The organism is Sinorhizobium psoraleae (genome assembly GCF_013283645.1).
Taxonomy (GTDB): domain Bacteria; phylum Pseudomonadota; class Alphaproteobacteria; order Rhizobiales; family Rhizobiaceae; genus Sinorhizobium; species Sinorhizobium psoraleae.
The window spans coordinates 418,832-435,208 of the sequence record NZ_JABEKV010000003.1 but is presented as its reverse complement, the minus strand read 5'-3'; the positions used below and the strand labels follow the sequence as shown (position 1 = coordinate 435,208).

The 16,377-nt window shown below is 62.4% G+C and carries 18 protein-coding genes; 12 read left to right on the top strand and 6 right to left on the bottom strand.

Translation table 11 applies throughout. The features are described from left to right. Positions 1-9: 9 nt before the first annotated feature. From ILFOPFJJ_RS17850 to ILFOPFJJ_RS17840, 3 genes are all read right to left on the bottom strand, one after another. Entirely contained in the window at positions 10-702 is a 693-nt protein-coding gene (locus ILFOPFJJ_RS17850) for an NnrU family protein (protein WP_173511903.1), read from the bottom strand. Next, positions 695-1,129 (bottom strand): hemerythrin domain-containing protein, encoded by a 435-nt coding sequence (locus ILFOPFJJ_RS17845; protein ID WP_173511902.1) that lies wholly within the window; start codon positions 1,127-1,129, stop codon positions 695-697. The genes ILFOPFJJ_RS17850 and ILFOPFJJ_RS17845 overlap by 8 nt, the downstream gene beginning before the upstream one ends. 475 nt (positions 1,130-1,604) lie before the next feature. Further along, entirely contained in the window at positions 1,605-1,760 is a 156-nt protein-coding gene (locus ILFOPFJJ_RS17840; protein WP_153439984.1) for a hypothetical protein, read from the bottom strand. 238 nt (positions 1,761-1,998) lie between these two features. On the opposite strand from ILFOPFJJ_RS17840, the gene ILFOPFJJ_RS17835 reads away from it, so the two are divergent. From ILFOPFJJ_RS17835 to ILFOPFJJ_RS17805, 7 genes are all read left to right on the top strand, one after another. Beyond that, complete coding sequence (locus tag ILFOPFJJ_RS17835; RefSeq protein WP_173511901.1) at positions 1,999-2,556, top strand: cytochrome c oxidase subunit 3; 558 nt, start codon at positions 1,999-2,001, stop codon at positions 2,554-2,556. Positions 2,557-2,560: 4 nt separating this feature from the next. Then, positions 2,561-2,836, top strand: a complete 276-nt coding sequence (locus ILFOPFJJ_RS17830; protein WP_173511900.1) for a cytochrome C oxidase subunit IV family protein — start codon at positions 2,561-2,563, stop codon at positions 2,834-2,836. 169 nt (positions 2,837-3,005) lie between these two features. Continuing rightward, positions 3,006-3,458, top strand: coding sequence for a c-type cytochrome (locus ILFOPFJJ_RS17825; RefSeq protein WP_173511899.1), 453 nt, complete (start codon positions 3,006-3,008; stop codon positions 3,456-3,458). Positions 3,459-3,482: 24 nt separating this feature from the next. After that, a complete protein-coding gene (locus ILFOPFJJ_RS17820) occupies positions 3,483-4,829 on the top strand; it encodes a nitric-oxide reductase large subunit (RefSeq protein ID WP_173511898.1) in 1,347 nt (448 codons plus the stop codon). Positions 4,830-4,905: 76 nt separating this feature from the next. After that, complete coding sequence (locus tag ILFOPFJJ_RS17815) at positions 4,906-5,718, top strand: CbbQ/NirQ/NorQ/GpvN family protein (protein ID WP_173511897.1); 813 nt, start codon at positions 4,906-4,908, stop codon at positions 5,716-5,718. 10 nt (positions 5,719-5,728) lie between these two features. After that, on the top strand, positions 5,729-7,630 hold the full coding sequence (locus ILFOPFJJ_RS17810; protein ID WP_173511896.1) for a nitric oxide reductase activation protein NorD: 1,902 nt from the start codon (positions 5,729-5,731) through the stop codon (positions 7,628-7,630). 237 nt (positions 7,631-7,867) lie between these two features. Beyond that, positions 7,868-8,506 carry a VOC family protein gene (locus ILFOPFJJ_RS17805; RefSeq protein ID WP_173511895.1) on the top strand — a complete coding sequence of 213 codons (639 nt, stop codon included), beginning with the start codon at positions 7,868-7,870 and terminating at the stop codon, positions 8,504-8,506. Positions 8,507-8,537: 31 nt separating this feature from the next. On the opposite strand, the gene hemN is transcribed toward ILFOPFJJ_RS17805, so the two are convergent. Next, the gene (gene hemN, locus ILFOPFJJ_RS17800; protein WP_173511894.1) at positions 8,538-9,890 is read right to left on the bottom strand and encodes an oxygen-independent coproporphyrinogen III oxidase; all 1,353 of its coding nucleotides are present in this window, start codon (positions 9,888-9,890) and stop codon (positions 8,538-8,540) included. Positions 9,891-10,216: 326 nt separating this feature from the next. Between hemN and ILFOPFJJ_RS17795 the strand changes: the two genes are divergently transcribed. The 4 genes from ILFOPFJJ_RS17795 to ILFOPFJJ_RS17780 all read left to right on the top strand — a co-directional run bounded on the left by ILFOPFJJ_RS17795 (position 10,217) and on the right by ILFOPFJJ_RS17780 (position 12,824). After that, positions 10,217-10,498 carry a DUF2249 domain-containing protein gene (locus tag ILFOPFJJ_RS17795; protein ID WP_173511893.1) on the top strand — a complete coding sequence of 94 codons (282 nt, stop codon included), beginning with the start codon at positions 10,217-10,219 and terminating at the stop codon, positions 10,496-10,498. A 145-nt stretch (positions 10,499-10,643) separates the two neighbouring features. Next, positions 10,644-12,008: a hypothetical protein gene (locus ILFOPFJJ_RS17790; RefSeq protein ID WP_173511892.1), complete on the top strand. Its 1,365-nt coding sequence runs from the start codon at positions 10,644-10,646 to the stop codon at positions 12,006-12,008. Beyond that, positions 12,005-12,535, top strand: a complete 531-nt coding sequence (locus ILFOPFJJ_RS17785; protein WP_173511891.1) for a DUF2249 domain-containing protein — start codon at positions 12,005-12,007, stop codon at positions 12,533-12,535. The genes ILFOPFJJ_RS17790 and ILFOPFJJ_RS17785 overlap by 4 nt, the downstream gene beginning before the upstream one ends. Beyond that, on the top strand, positions 12,522-12,824 hold the full coding sequence (locus tag ILFOPFJJ_RS17780) for a metal-sulfur cluster assembly factor (protein WP_173511890.1): 303 nt from the start codon (positions 12,522-12,524) through the stop codon (positions 12,822-12,824). The genes ILFOPFJJ_RS17785 and ILFOPFJJ_RS17780 overlap by 14 nt, the downstream gene beginning before the upstream one ends. Before the next feature lie 155 nt (positions 12,825-12,979). On the opposite strand, the gene ILFOPFJJ_RS17775 is transcribed toward ILFOPFJJ_RS17780, so the two are convergent. Continuing rightward, positions 12,980-14,488, bottom strand: coding sequence for a M10 family metallopeptidase (locus ILFOPFJJ_RS17775; RefSeq protein WP_173511889.1), 1,509 nt, complete (start codon positions 14,486-14,488; stop codon positions 12,980-12,982). 215 nt (positions 14,489-14,703) lie between these two features. Here ILFOPFJJ_RS17775 and ILFOPFJJ_RS17770 point away from each other — a divergent pair, with 215 nt between their 5' ends. Further along, complete coding sequence (locus tag ILFOPFJJ_RS17770) at positions 14,704-14,862, top strand: hypothetical protein (RefSeq protein ID WP_173511888.1); 159 nt, start codon at positions 14,704-14,706, stop codon at positions 14,860-14,862. Positions 14,863-14,910: 48 nt separating this feature from the next. Here the strand turns inward: ILFOPFJJ_RS17770 and ILFOPFJJ_RS17765 are convergent, their stop codons facing one another. After that, entirely contained in the window at positions 14,911-16,134 is a 1,224-nt protein-coding gene (locus tag ILFOPFJJ_RS17765; protein WP_173511887.1) for an NnrS family protein, read from the bottom strand. Positions 16,135-16,377: the final 243 nt, after the last annotated feature.

Here is a 16,377-nt window from a genome sequence, read left to right as displayed (position 1 = left end):
GCGGCAGGTTCAAAGCAACAGGAAGGCTTGCAGCAGCGGATCGGCACCGAAGATTGCGTAGTGGCCGCCGGCAAGCAGCCAGAGCGTGATTGCGCCCGTGGCAAAGGCCGAGAGCACCAGGACCGGATCCAGGCGGAAGCGGGCGCGGCCGCCGAGAATGGCGGCGAAGGGCAAGATCGATGTGCCGGCGGCAACCTTCGGCCATTCATCGCCAATGCGGCGGCGCGCGCGCCGCTCGACCATCAGGAAACCGCCCGCTGCAAAAAGCGCGAAGCCGCCGAAGAGCACGAGCGAGCGAAGATCGCCGTTCGGAACGACGTGTCCAGCCGCCCAGAGGAGGAACCCCCAGAGCACCGGATGGCGGGTGATGCCGACGATGGCGCCCGTCCCGCCGGTACCCTGAAAGATCGAAATCGAAAGCGGGTTCTCGCTGAAGAGGCCCGCAAGAACGAGGAAGATGCCGACGGGTGCGAGCACGAACGTGACCCAGGCCTGCCACGGCCCCGGGTCCCAGAGCGGTATGAAATCCAATGTAAGAGCTGCGTGGAAGACCCAGACGAGCGCTACGATCGACAGCAGCGAATAGCCGGCGAAATAACTCTTTCGGCCCAGCCGCTGAATGAGCCGCTCGCGAAGTTTCGGCATGGCGGGCACCATGTGCAGCGCAAGAAAGACCGCGAAGGCCAGCAAAAATTCACGCATGGCAGGCACCCTGACGGCTCTCGGAAAGCAGCAGGCGCTCGGTCGCGACGTGGCGGCGGAGGCTCTCGAAGAGCGCGCGCAGCATATAGCCGATCGCGTCCCAGCTAAGCCGGCAGCGACCGTGAAGGAGCTCGCGGAGCACTTCAGCGACATCGGCCGCAGCTCTCTCGTCGTGCTGATGCTCTTCGCGAAGACGTTCGATCAGCGCCGTCACGTCTCGGCCATCCGTTCGCGCGAGAAGTTGAGAAAAGAGGACTTGTTCCTCCAGCTCGTGCAGGCTGCCAAGCGTCGGCACAAGCGTATCCGCGATCTGCTCGTAGCGCGTTACATTGATTGCGTTGGGCAAGGCGTCGGCGATTGCCTCCAGCCGATCACATAATTCCAACAGCGCGTCAGAGCCCTTCTCCAGCATGCGGCTTCGTTGCATCTTTTTTTTCCAGCCATCGGCCGGACTCCGGTTTATTGCACTTAGAGCAATCGTCTAGCCGGCGAATCGGCTCGTCTCTTTGACATATCGCAAGTCCGGATTGATAAGACGCACTCCGGACGGAAAGCCGTTACGCATTTTCCCGGATTGCTCTGCAGCGCAGCCCGTCTTATCGAACGCCCCGGTGCAGGACAGCAGCGTACTGCCTCTCGCCGATTGCGGCACGGCACGGCTTCCGTCCCGACCTCATTCCTGTGCTTGTCACAGGAATCCAGCCAGCCCAAGTCCTTGGGCTGAAAAGACTCTTCCGCGCCGCAGACGCGGCGCTGCTGGATCCCTGTGACAAGCGCAGGGATGACGGCGAAGAAAACCACGCTGCGGTCGCGTATGGTGATCAGACGCGCGAAGAATGCTGTGGCGCGTCGAATTGCTGCATGTTTTAGCCTTAAATCGGCTGCGGCCTAGGACACATGCATTAGCGGTCGAGAAAGAGCACCACGGCGATCGCGATCGAAAATAGAACAGCCGAGACCGTGCCAGCGCGCTGCAACACGCCCATGCGGTGGAGGACTAGGGCGAAAACGATGATGATGGGGGTTGCGACCGAAAGGCCGATCTGTGCGTCTGTCATCGAAGAACTCCTGGATCACGATGATTTTGGGTCGAATCGACCCAAAATCATAAACGTGATCAATTTCAATGCTTTAGAGCGGGGATGCGGGCGGAAAACCGCGCACACTTTTCCTCATCCCGCTCTGGTTGCCATTGCCGATATCGGGTTTTTGCGCCGACTTCCTTGCGCAATGTCAAAGACATCGCCTCGCCGGCTCGCCTAAGTGCCGATCGTTTCCGATCAAGGGAGATGGGGCATGGATGCACGGGCGACGACTGAAATCGAGGCGAAAGAAGAAGCACCGACGGATGAGCTTCTGCTCTGGGTTCTCGTCTGGAGCGAGCTTGCGGCCTTCGGTATCCTGCTTGCGGCCTTTCTCATCACCGGCTTCCTGCAGGCCGACGCATTTGCCGCCGGGCGAAACGAACTCAACCCCCTGCTCGCTGGCATCAACACGCTGGTGCTCTTGACGAGCGGCTGGCAGGCGGCGCTCGCCGCGCGCAGCTCCGCTCTGCCCGGGGAGCGCCGGCGTGCCCTCGTCATGGCGGCCTTGCTCGGCTTCGTCTTCGTCGCCGTCAAACTCGCGGAATACAGCGGCGAACTCGCAAGCGGGGACATTGCCCGGTTCGGTGCCTTCTTCGAGCTCTATTTCCTGATCACCGGTTTCCACCTCATGCATGTGGTGTTCGGCGGCCTGATCCTGCTTCTCGTCGCCTGGCGCCAGACGCCCGACAACGTAACCCTGATAACAACCCTCTGGCATGTCATCGATCTCATCTGGATCGTGATGTTCCCGATCATCTATCTGGTATGACGTCATGACGGACCGCACTCGAAACGAACTTGGCCGAACCTGGATCGTGCTTGTTGCCATCGTCCTTGCGGGCATGTCGGCGGTCGCCTTTCAAGGCCGCGCCTCTATCGTCGTCTTCGCCGCCCTCCTGGCGCTCATCAAAGCCAGGCTGATCATCCTGGATTTCATGGGCCTGCGCTCCGGTCCAGCCGCCATGCGGCGCGGGCTTTTGGTCTGGCCGCTGATCCTTGCGCTGCTGGCAGCGGCGAAGCTCTTCGCCACCGGCATGCCATCCGTTTGAAACCGCTTTCCTTGTTTGCCGAAACGCAAAGAACGCGCGCGGGAAATCCATAGACATGGATCGTGCCCCGGACATTCGTCGGCGTTGCTGCAGGCGGCGTCAAACGGGGAGGGGATCAGATCAAGCCGGCCACGCATTCGCGGCCATCTGAAATCGAAAGGACCACGTGATGGCAGAACGCCTCACCAAGACCGGGGCCCGAAACGTCTTCTACGGCGGGTCCTTCTTCTTCTTTGCAATATTCGTCGGGCTGACGGCCCACAGTCACTATTACATGAAGACGACCTCGACCGACGAGACGACGCTGACGGACTCCGTCGGCCGCGGCAAGCACGTCTGGGAAAAGAACTCCTGTATCAACTGCCACACGCTTCTCGGCGAAGGCGCCTATTTCGCCCCCGAGCTCGGCAATGTCTGGAAGCGCTGGGGCGGCGACAAGGATCCGGAAGGCGCGCGCGAAACGCTGAAGGCGTGGATGGCGGCGCAACCCTCCGGCGTCGAAGGGCGCCGGCAGATGCCGCAATTCAATCTCACCGAACAGGAGCTCAACGATCTCGCCGACTTCCTGGAGTGGACGAGCCGCATCAAGACCCAGAACTGGCCACCGAACGAAGCCGGCTAAGCGTTGCGATTGGAGTAAAGAACCATGAAATACCAGACCCAGAAGGTCGCGATGCTCTATTTTTATGGCGCACTCGGCCTGTTTCTCGCCCAGGTGCTGTTCGGTGTTCTCGCCGGCACCATCTACGTCCTGCCCAACACGCTCTCCGAGCTCCTGCCGTTCAACATCGTGCGCATGGTGCATACCAATGCGCTGATCGTCTGGCTGCTGATGGGCTTCATGGGCGCGACCTACTATCTCCTGCCGGAAGAAGCGGAAACGGAGCTTTACAGCACCAGGATCGCCGTGGCCCAGTTCTGGATTTTCCTGATCGCCGCGGCCGTCGCGGTGGTCGGATACCTTCTCCACATTCATGAGGGCCGCGAGTTTCTCGAGCAGCCCTTCGCGATCAAGGTCGGCATCGTGGTGGTGGCGCTGATGTTCCTCTACAACATCACGCTTACCGTTCTTAAAGGCCGCAAGACCACGGTGACCAACATCCTGATCTTCGGTCTGTGGGGTGTCGCGATCTTCTTCCTGTTCGCCTTCTACAATCCGATGAACCTGGCGCTCGACAAGATGTACTGGTGGTACGTCGTCCACCTGTGGGTGGAGGGTGTCTGGGAGTTGATCATGGCCTCGGTGCTCGCCTTCCTGATGATCAAGCTCAACGGCATCGACCGCGAGGTCGTCGAAAAGTGGCTCTATGTCATCGTCGGCCTGGCGCTCTTCTCCGGCATCCTCGGCACCGGTCACCACTACTACTGGATCGGTGCTCCGGGTTACTGGCAGTGGATCGGCTCGCTCTTCTCGACGCTCGAAGTCGCGCCCTTCTTCACCATGGTGATCTTCACCTTCGTGATGACGTGGAAGGCCGGGCGCAAGCATCCGAACCGTGCAGCCCTTCTCTGGTCGATCGGCTGCTCGGTCATGGCCTTCTTCGGTGCCGGTGTCTGGGGCTTCCTGCACACGCTGTCTTCGGTGAACTACTACACCCACGGCACGCAGGTCACCGCGGCCCACGGCCACCTCGCCTTCTTCGGCGCCTATGTGATGCTGAACCTGGCCGTGATGGCCTATGCGATCCCGGAAATCCGCGGCCGCCAGCCCTACAACCAGTGGCTCTCGATCGTCAGCTTCTGGGCCATGTGCACCGCCATGTCGGTAATGACCTTCGCGCTCACCTTCGCAGGCGTCCTTCAGGTACACCTTCAGCGCGTCCTCGGCGAAAGCTACATGGACGTGCAGGACCAGCTGGCGCTGTTTTACTGGGTCCGCCTCGGCTCCGGTGCGGTCGTTCTCGTCTCGGCGCTGATGTTCATCTGGGCCGTGCTGGTTCCAGGCCGCGAGCGCAACGCACGGCTTAGCCCTTCGATCCAGCCCGCCGAATGATCGCCCCGACCGACCCCGACGGCCGCGTCGGGGTCGGTCCTTCCGCTTGCTTCGACTGTTTGTCACGGAGACCAAAATGAATTTCGTCCTGCCGAACGCAACCCGCCCGACCGCCGACATTCCGCACTACAGTCCGCTCGGCAACGAATGCGCGCTGTTCGAAACCGCCTGGGTCAGGCAATTGCCGCTGTTGCTGAAAGGCCCGACCGGCTGCGGCAAGACGCGCTTTGTCAGCCATATGGCGGCAAGACTCGGCCTGCCGCTTTCGACCGTTTCCTGCCATGACGATCTCGCCGCCGCGGATCTCACCGGCCGTTACCTGTTGAAGGGCGGCGACACCGTCTGGGTTGACGGGCCGCTGACGCGCGCGGTGCGCGAGGGCGGCGTGTGCTATCTCGACGAGATCGTCGAGGCGCGCAAGGACGTCGCCGTCGTCTTGCATCCGCTGACCGACGATCGCCGCATGCTGCCGCTGGAGCGCACCGGCGAGATGCTCGAGGCGCCGCCCGGTTTCATGCTGGTCGTCTCCTACAATCCCGGCTACCAGAACCTTCTCAAGAGCCTGAAGCCCAGCACGCGGCAACGTTTCGTGGCGATCGAGTTCGACTTCCTGCCGAAGGCGCAGGAAATCGCCGTCGTCTCGGCGGAAAGCGGTCTTGCGGAGGCGCAGGTCGCACGGCTCGTCGATCTCGCCGCGCGTCTCAGGGCGCTCAAGGGCCACGATCTCGAAGAGGGCGTTTCGACCCGCCTGCTCGTCTACTGCGCCAGCCTGATCGACGCCGGGATGCCGGCGAAGGAAGCTGTTCGAGCCGCCATGATTGAGCCCCTGACCGACGAGCCCGACGTCAGGGCCGCCTTGCTGGAAGTGGCCGATTCCCTGATAGCCTGAGGTCCTGGCGATGCTCGATTTCCTCGAACTGGAAGAAACGGTCGGCCGTGCCTGGCACCGCTTCATCGGCAATACGCGCACGTGGCGGCGCTATCCGGAGCACGCGGTGCGGCTCGCCGATCTCTTGCCGGTGCTTGCGATCTCCTTTCGCGGGCACGGCGGCGAGAGCGCGGTGCAGATCGCCCCGGCACGCGGGCGCACCTCGGCCCACAGGCTCAAATGGCGCCAGAGAGTGGGCCTCGGGGAAGAGAAGCTCACGCAGCCCGGACGCGATCACGCATCGCTGATGCTACCGGCGGAAATCGATCTTTTCCCGGACAAGGACCTCAACCGCGACCTTTATTTCTGGCTTGTCGCCTATATGGCGACGATGTCGCTGGAGCCGCTGGCGGATGCCGATCTGCTCCGCCGCGATCTAGCCGCACTCGCCTGTGCGGAAGTAACGGTCGCGGCCTTGCTGGGCACGTTTCCGGGCATGCGCGCGCGTTACCGCCGGCTCGCCGCAGCCGTCCTTGCAGAGCGGACCCGAGGCGCGCTGCCATCGGTGGAGCAGCATGTCGAAAACCGTATCCTCGGCATGTTGCGGAGGGCCGCCGGGGAACTGGACAATACTTTGCCGGTCATCTTCCCGCATCGGGCGCCGCCCGGCTATTTGCCGATGTTGCCTCTGCCGCTCTGGCCGGATGCATTGGTGCGCTCCGAGACGGAAACTCGGCGCGAGGACGATGAGCCCGCGCAGGGTAGGGCGGGGTCGCCCGCCGTCGAGACCGAGCGTCATGTTGCGACCCGCGAGAACCCCGAGAACCGCAAGGGCGACCGCAGCCCCTTCATTCTAAACCGCTTCGAGAAGATCCTTGCGATGGCGGAGATGGTCAATGTCGACCGGCCGGCCGACGACAGCGACGATCATGACGCGAAGGCTGCGGAAGAGCTGGACGAGATGACGCTCGGCGAACGCAAGGGGCGCCCGTCCGCACGCTTCCGGTTCGATCTGGACCTGCCGCCCGAGGCGGTCGACGTCACACCGTTGACGGCCGAACATACTTATCCGGAGTGGAACTACCGTACAGGCACCTATCTCAAGGACCATTGCCGCGTACTGGCTTCCCCCGCTTCCGCACTCGGCGACCGCGCCGAACTGACCTCGGAGACGCAAAGCCTCATCCGTCGGGTGCGGCGCCAGTTCGAGGTGCTGCGACCGCGCCACGAGATCCTGCGCGCGCAGATTGACGGTGCCGACCTTGATCTCGACGCCGTGGTTCGCGCGCGCACCGATCTTGCGGCCGGCGGCCAGGGAAGCGACCGCATTCATCTGATGAGCCGGCCGCAGGCGCATGATCTCGCCGTGACCATCCTTGTCGACGTTTCCCTGTCGACCGATTCCTGGTCGGATAACCACCGCGTTCTCGATGTCGAGAAGGAGGCGTTGACGATCCTGGCGCATGGCTTGGCCGCTTGCGGCGACAACCATTCGATCCTGACCTTCACGTCGCGCCGGCGCGACTGGGTGCGAGTGGAAACGGTCAAGGCTTTCGATGAGCCGATGAGCGGTCTCGTCGAAGCGCGGATCGCCGCACTCAAGCCCGGTTATTACACTCGCATCGGCGCGGCGATCCGGCACGCCTCGGCCGAGCTCCGCAAGCAGCCGAACCGCAAGAAACTGCTTCTTGTGCTGACCGACGGCAAGCCGAACGACGTCGACCACTACGAGGGGCGCTTCGCGCTGGAAGACAGCCGGCGTGCCGTGTCGGAGGCGCGACGAAGCGGGATCAGTACCTTTGCCGTCACCGTCGATCGCGAGGCGCGATCCTACGTGCCGACGATGTTCGGCCAGAACGGCTATGCCATGGTCGGCAACATTGCCCGGCTACCCGCCGCACTTCCCGCCATCTATCGCGGGCTTGCCGGGTGAGGCAGCTCAGAGTTCGGGGAGAAGCCCAAGAGTGAAGCTCGGCACCGACCGCATGAGGGCGTTGAACTCTCATTCGGCGGTGCCGCGCCGGCCCCTCGTCGAGCCTCACCGGGCCGCTCCCCTTGAAGCAGTTGCTCCACTGGGCTAGCATCAATCATGCTGCTGTAGGGCGCGTCGGCTCGCGGGCCGGAGGGGCATTGCCCGCCTACAACAAAGTCAAACGTAGCGCGCGCGCCCATGCCAAAAAGCGAAAACCTCAGAAAGCAAGCCAAACGATACCTGCGATGGCACCGTGAACGGTACTATCCTGTGGCGGAGCAGATCAGGTCAGCTCTGGCCAAATTCCGTGACTTAAGCGATGCGGAGGTGCTGGAGGCCGAGTTCAGGCTCAGTGACGCGCAGGAGCTGGTCGCCAGAAAACACGGTTTCGAGAATTGGGCTGCATTGATCAAAGGGATGGACACCATGACAGGACCAGCAGCCATCAATAACACGTCTGTCATCACGGCGGCAGAGCCGCAGCTCTTCGTTTCGGACATCGAGATAGCGTGCCGATTCTATGTTGAGAAGCTCGGCTTCAAGATCGCGTTCTCTTACGGGGAGCCGCCGTTCTATGCTCAGGTGTTTCGCGACGGCGGCCGCTTGAACCTGCGAAAAGTCGGCGGCCCTGTTTTTGACAGCGGCTTTCGCGAGAGAGAACGTGATGCGCTTTCCGCAACACTCACCCTCGACGATCCCAAATCGCTATTTCTGGAATATCAGAGCGAAGGCGTCACATTCCACCAGAGCTTGAGGGCAGAGCCGTGGGGAACTCGCACCTTCATCGTGCGAGATCCCGACGGCAACCTGATCGCATTTGCAGGCGGCAAAGGATAGCCGGGCGCTTCGTCTACCGCACTCATTCCCTTCACGCAGCCTTGCTGTGCGTTCTCTGCGACTGCTCGAGATAGGCGTCGAAGGCGGCGGCGACGGCGCGAACGACGAAGCGGTGATCCTGCCGTACCTGGATGACGCCGCCGGCAACGTCCAGCACGCCGTCTTCGGCGAGTGCGGCGAGCTTGGCGTCCTGGTCGAGCAGCGGATGCGCGTCGAAACCGTGGGCCGCGGCGATCGCAGCAATGTCGGCGCTGAAGTCGCACATCAGCCTTTCGATGATCTCAGCCCGCATGCGGTCCTCGCCGGTAAGACGATAACCCTTTGCCGTCGCCAGCCGGCCGGACGCGATGTGGCGGGCGTAGAGGCCGGGCGCCACTTCGTTTTGCGCATAACCTTCCTGCGAACGGCCGATGGAAGACGCGCCGAAACCGATGAGCGTTTCGCAATTGTCGGTCGTGTAGCCCTGAAAATTGCGCCGCAGCTTTCCCGCTTCTTGAGCCTTCACGAGGTCGTCGTGCGGCAGGGCGAAGTGGTCGAGGCCGATCTGCCGATAGCCGGCGGCAACGAGGGTCTCGCTGATCGCCATCGCCTGGGCATTGCGTGCGGCACCGTCCGGCAACGCGTTCTCGTCGATCATGCGCTGGTGCTTCTTGAAGGAGGGGATGTGCGCGTAGCCGAAGACGGCAAAGCGCTCCGGCCGCATCGCCAGGGCCGCCCTCGCCGTCGCGATGCAGGAGCCGACGGTCTGATGCGGCAGGCCGTAGATGAGGTCGAAATTGATGTTGTCGACGCCGGAGCGGCGGAGATGATGGACGGCGTCTGCCGTCTGGGCCTCGCTCTGGATGCGATTGATGGCCTTCTGGACGACCGGATCAAAGCTTTGCACGCCGAGACTGGCACGGGTGACGCCGCCGGCGCCGAGCGCTTCCGCCATCTCGACCGTCAGCCGGCGCGGATCGATCTCGACCGCGATGCCGGTTGAGCCGGCGAAGGAGAATTGCTCGCGCAACAGATTCATCAGCGCAAGGAATTCCTCCGGCTCGATGATCGTCGGCGTGCCGCCGCCGAAATGCACTTCGCCGATTGGAAGAGGTTGGCGCGTGCGGCCCGCCACCATCCGGATCTCGTCTTTCAAGACCGCGAGATAGTCGAGGATCGGCTCGTCCTGCCGGGTGATCGTCGTGTGACAGCCGCAATACCAGCACATCGAACGGCAGAAGGGGATATGCAGATAGAGCGATACGTCTTGCGCGCGCGGTATCGCCGCCAACCATTCGGAATAGGTTTGGTGATCGATCGTGTCCGCAAAACGCGGCGCGGTCGGATAGCTTGTGTAACGCGGCAGGCGCATTTCGCCGTACTTCTGAAGGATTGAGGCGTGCATGGCGGCTCCTGTGGTCATGTCGGAATTCATGAGCCGACAGTAGGGCGCGATGCAGGACGGTTCTTTGCGAAATGCCAATTACTGCGTGTTTCCTTAATTCGTCGCCGACCTAAGGACAAACACATGCAGCACTCCAAAATGCTGCAGTGTCCTTTGTGCGTCTGATAAGACGCGCGGCGCTGTAGTAGACGCGTTGCTCGATCCGGAATTTGTTTGCGCTTCGACAAAATGTCGCGTTGCCGCGCCGACTAGTTTTCTCAAATCCGAGGCGACCGCGCCGCCTTGCCCCGGAGAGCTCAACAATGTCGGTGGCGAACGGATCCCTCATGACAACTGCAGAAACGGAATCAAAGCCCTCCATCGACGTCCGCACCATTCCCCCGGTGGAGCGCCATCCGAAGATTTTCGGCATGCTTAATGCCCTCGCCGCCGGTGGTTCCTTCATCATCGTCAATGACCACGACCCACGACCGCTCCACTACCAGCTCGAAGCGCGATATCCGGGCGAATTCTTCTGGGAGTATCTGGAGCAGGGACCCGACGTATGGCGCGTCGAGATCGGCCGCCAGGAGGCCTCCGGTTGCGAATGCTGCTGTGGTAGCCATTGAGCGGCGCCCGCGCTCAGCTCCTTCCTATCAGAGCGGGATGAGGAAAAGTGTGCGCGGTTCTCCGCCCGCATCCCGCTCTGACCTATTAGAATCGATCACGTGACCTCGATTGCTTCACGTGATCCGGTCAACCAGGTGAATAGAGATGTTCGGCGCCACGCTTTCCCGCTGGACCATGTCCTATTTTGCGGCCGCGCTCGCCTTTCTCCTGATCGGCGAGGCGATGATGGTCCTCGGCTACGGATATCCGGCCGCTGCGATCGAGGCTCCTGAGACCCTGGCGCTGGTTCACACGATCGCGCTCGGCTGGTTGAGCCTGCTGATGGCGGGTGCGCTGCTGCAGTTCGTGCCGGTCCTTGTCGGCCGGCCGCTTTGCTGCGCCCATCTCGCCTTTCCCGCGCTGGTGCTTCTCGTCGTCGGTATCGCTGGCCTGATCATAGGTTTTGTGGGTCTTGCCGGCAGTATCGATCTGCCGCCGATCGTGCTGCCGGCGGCGGCGGTCGTGACGATAGCCGGCTTTGCCTGTTTCGGGGTCGCGTTTGCCGTGACGCTGTGGCGCGCACGTCCGCTGCCGCTGACCGCGCGTTTCGTCGTCGTTGGTCTCGCCGCACTGGCGGTGACTATCCTGCTTGGCGGGACCTATGCTTTCGTTCTTGGCGGGGCGGACGCTTCCGAAGCTGCGATCGCGCTCACCTTGGAAGGAGTTTCGCCGCATGCCGCGCTCGGCCTTGGCGGCTGGCTGACCTTCACAACGATGGGCGTCAGCTATCGGCTCTTGACCATGTTCATGCTGTCGCCGGATGCGGAGCGTCGCAGCAGCAGGATCGTCTGGCTGTCCGGCAGCGGCGCGCTTGGCCTTGTCGCTGGCATGATCCCGCTTGTTTTGACGGATGTGCCTGGCCGTCTTGGCGGGCTGCTCGTTGCCGCCTGCCTTGGTGTGCTTGCCGTCGTGGTCTATGCCGGCGACATGTTCAGGATTTACCGGGAGCGAAGGAGGCGGGAAATCGAGCTTAACACCCGCGCCAGCATCGGCGCCTTTGGCGCCCTCATCGCCGCCGCCGTTCTTCTCGTAGGGCTGCTGGTGACCGGTCGCATGGAACACGGTATTGGCTCGCTCGTTTATCTTGTGGCTTTCGGCTGGCTGACGGGCATGGGCCTTGCGCAACTCTACAAGATCATTCCTTTCATGACCTGGCTTGAATGCTACGGCCCCGCGCTCGGCCGAACCCCGACACCGCGGGTCCAGGATCTGGTCGTCGAAAGGCGGGCGCTCGGCTGGTTTCGAGCGTTTTACGCGTCCGTCCTGATTGCCACCCTCAGCCTCTCGGTCGGCGCGGTGCCGCTCTTCCGGCTTGCCAGTCTTTGCCAACTGGTTGCGATCCTCGCGCTTGTCCTGGAGTTCACCCGGGCGCGCCGGCTCTCGAACGTACCGGCGAGCCTTCGCTTGCCGACGGGTGCGGTCCGTCCGCATCTTTTCCTGCCATCCCATCAGTTATGGAGACTGCCATGACCCCCGAACCGCATGAACTCGATGTCCGGCCGATCTTGCGCGGCGGCGGTGATCCCTTCCAGGTGATCATGAATGCCGTCGACAACCTGGCCCCTGGACAGGGCCTGAAGCTCTTCGCCTCGTTCAGGCCGGTGCCGCTTTTCAGCGTCATGGCCGGGCGCGGATTCTCACACCAGGAAGAGGCCCTCGGCGGCGGCGATTGGCTCGTGCTGTTCACCCCTGAGGGCGAGATCGACGATGTCCGCATGTCGGCTGGAGACATGGATCTGGACGGATGGCCGGATCCGGTGCGCCAGCTCGATCTGACCGAGCTCGATCCGCCGGAGCCGATGGTGCGCATTCTCGCCGCGGTCGAGAAGATGGAAGTCGGCGAGGTGCTCTTCGCCTTGCTTTCGCGCGAACCGCTCTTTCTCTATCCCGAACTGGCGAAACGCGGCCATCGCTGGGCCGGAAATTTCGATGCGAGCGGCGAGGTCTATCGAATCCTCATCCGCGTCGGAAGGCCGGTGCACCATGTCGGCGCCTGATACCGGGGACTTGGTCGAGCGGATCCGCGACGCGCTTCGGATCATCATCGATCCGGAACTGGGATCGAACGTCGTCGATCTCGGCCTGATCTATGACGTCGAGGCGCTGGAGGGAGGCGTCGTGCGCGTCACCATGACGACCACCGTGAAGGGCTGCCCGGCGACCGGCTTCCTGAAAGAGGCGGTACAGAACTGCGTCTGGTATGTCCCCGGCGTCGAATATGCCGAGGTGCGGCTGACCTATGAGCCGCCCTGGACACCGGACAGGATGACCGCGGCCACTGCATGATTCCTCAAATCGGAATCGAAATCATGCACCAATTCCAAATGCTACAGCGACTTCGCGCGTCCGATTGGACGCGCGGCGCTGTAGAGAGCCATACGGACGATGAGAGGCGACGTGAAATCCCGGCCGCCAACCCTTCTCGCAGGGCGCACCTCCGCTCAGAGAACGAAATAGCCCTTCTGCAGGGTAACGGCATCATCGAGGTGAATGGCGAAGTCCGCCTTCCGGTCGCCGTTAATGTCGCCGTAGATATAAGTGTCGGACGCCCCTTGGACGTATCGCAATTCGCCCTTGCCGCCAGCGAACGCGGCTGTTCCGACGAAGACAAACGCCTGGTTGCCGGTCGCGGCCGAATTGGCGTCGATCGCCGAAAGGTCGATCCTGTCCGATTGCGAGGCGACGAAATCGTAAATCGTGTCGCGGCCGGTCGTCGTGACTGTCGTGTCCGTGAGCGTCCTGAAGAGAAACCTGTCGGCGGCGGTCCCGCCCGTCAGCCTGTCTGCTCCGGCGCCACCATAGAGCACGTCGGCACCCGCCCCGCCCGAGAGGCCGTCATTGCCGATGCCGCCGTCGAGCCAGTCGTTGCCGCTGTCGCCGTTCAACGTGTCGTTGCCGGCATTGCCGCGCAGCGTATTGGCGGCCAGGTTACCGGTGATCGAATCGCTGGCCGATCCGCCCAGGACGCTTTCGATCAGCGAGCGCGTATCACCGTGGTAGAGCAAGGCGTTGAAGACATTGCCGCGTGCGAAGCCGCCGTTCGGGCCGCCGCCCAGATAGGCGAGCTGATCCTCGCTGAAGGTCGAGGCTTGGCCCGGCCGCAAGTCGACCTTGAGCCCGGTCCTGTAGGCCGAAAGGTCGTAGGTGTCGGTGCCGCCGCCATCCCAGACTGTCGCGAAAATGCGGTTGGCTCCCGGGGCGATGGCCGTTGCGCCGTTTACCAGCGTGGCGCCGCTGCCGGGCGTCCATTTGTAGACGGTGTTGCCGCTGTTGGTCGAGAAATCGGCGCCGTACATTTCCTGTAGCGCCGCGATGTCGGCCATCATGAAGGTTTGCGGAGCGCCGAAGCGCTCGTACCAATAGGTATTGCCGGAACCGACGAAGCCGCTGTAGGTCATGATCGAATATTCGACCGAATTGTATTGCGCGGGCAGCGCACCGTAGTCGTCGGCCTCATGCCCGTGCGAAAGCCCGAGTGCATGTCCGAGCTCGTGCAGCAGCGTATGCCAGGCGTAATTTCCGGCTACGGGCGTGCGATAGTCGTTGACGGTGCCGGCATAGGCCGTGCCGAACCAGACGTCGCCAGCTTCAGAGTTGGTGCCGGGATAATAGGCGTAGGCCGTCTTCGGCATGTTCGACTGCGCCAAACGAACTGTCGCGGTGCTGGCGCTGCCGAGCGCGAAACTGGCGTTGGTGAAGCCTTCGACGGAGAAACCGTCATTGGCGGCGGAACCGAACGATTGCTCCATCGCGAAGAGCGCCGCATTTTTCTGTGCGGCCGATATGGCGGCAAAACCGCTGTTCTTTTCCCCGCTGTAGCTGTAGCTGCCGGCCGATGTTGGAATGGCATAGGTGATAGTGCCGTTCCAGGCCACATTCGAGAGAACCCCATCGATCAGGCCGTTCCCGGTTGCCTTCACAATTTTGATGGATTTACCCGTTCCGCTCATGCAAATTTCCCGATCTTGAGTAGCGGCGCCTTGCGCCAGGAAGCTCGCGATTGGGACGATATGCCTTCACGAGATACGATTCTCGTAAGCCGATCGTTAAAATTGGAGACATTTTTGTGGCGTTCCGCGGATTATTGACATCGGTTGGCCTGGCCGTCTTGGCGATGGGTTTGTCGACCTCCGTGCCAAGCGCAACGAACGCAGGTGAGGTGCAGATGCAGGAACCTCCGGATCCCGACACCGCCGTCAGGTCCGAGTTCGAGCGCGTGAAGGCGAAGAACACGGTCGAGGCCTACGAACGCTTCATTCGGCGTCACCCGGACCATGCCTTGGCTGACGAAGCGCGACGGGCCCTGTTGCGACTGAAGCAGTAGAAGCCTGTCGGCAGACCACCGGCAGGCTTCTGGTTTGACCAACCGATTTCAGGCGGCGCCGCGCGGCGAGCGGCGGTTACGTACCAGCATCGGTCCGTATTCGAGGCAGAACAGCGCGAATGCGCATATCCACAAGGCGCCCGATGCGGCCGCCAGTACATGGTAGTGGGACGGCACGATTTCCGCGAAGGGCCGCACCAGCGCAGCGCAGATGATCGCCACGTAAGATGCGTTGGTGACGGGCGACGCCGTCAGCGGCCGACCGGTGTGCCCCCGGCTCGCGCGGGTCATCACCGCCAGCATCATGCAGGCAATGACGCCCACGGTCAGAATATGCATCACCGGATACTCCCCGAGCAGGCCGAGCGCGCCGGCGGCAATCCCGGCGAATCCCAGGGGCACGAAGGCATAGGCGACGTGCAGCACGACGAGCAGCTTTTCGGGATGGGTCGTCCAGCCGCGCCAGCGAAGCAGGCGGGTAATGTGAAGCAGGGAGGCGACCATGTTGATTGCCGCGGTCAGGACATGCTCCGGCGCCAGCGCCCAGGAAGCGAGCGCGGCGATGCCCGTCAGAATCGCTCCCGTGTCGAAGCGATTATAGGGCGCCGGAAAATCAGTGCGCCCGAGCTTGTTGAGCCAGTTGCGCGTAAAGCTCGGGAGAATTCGTCCCCCGACGATCATGATCAGCATGACATAGGCTCCGATCGCAAGCCTTGCAGCGGTATCGACGTCAGCGCCTTCGAGCACCGCGAGGTGGAAGTGCACGTTGGCGCAGGAAAGCAGCACCAATCCGCCGATCACCTTCAGGTCCTTCCATTTCCGTCCCGCGATCACTTCACGGGCGCAGATCGCCAGTAGCGTCGGAAGAAATAGTGCTTCGATCGCTGCCGCCGGCGTCAGGCCGAGCAGATCCGTTGCGAGCAGCGCCAACCGGCCCGCAAGCCAGAGACCGAAGAGCCCGGCAAGCGGCAGGCCGGACACGGGAAGCCTGCCGGTCCAGTTGGGCACTGCAGTCAGAAGAAAGCCCGCAAGCACGGCGGACGAGAAGCCGAACAACATTTCATGGGCATGCCAGTGGGCGGCGCCATAGCTCCCCGCGATATCGATGCCCGTACTCAGTGCCGCGATCCATGCGGCCATCGCGCCGATGGCCCAGAGACCGGCGCCGAGAAAGAACGGCCTGAAGCCATAGGAGAAAAGGACGGGCCCGGTGGTGGCAAGCCCGCGCGGTACGCCGCCGCGGGGCGGCAATTTGCTGCGCATATGAAACATTGTCCGATCCTGTCTGCGGGATCCCGACCGATATCGAGATGGCACCGAGTACCATGAGGGGAGGTCCATTCTTTGCGAAAACGCAAGTAATTGGCGAGCTTTGCTAAAACGCAAGTATTGGCGAGGGTGCGACAAAGTGCGCACGTGAATTTTCCAAAATCGGCAAAGCGGAAGGAAACGTTTGTTCCAAGACAAAGATGCCAATGGGACCTGGCTTTACTTGAAATACGAACGCTGAAGAAG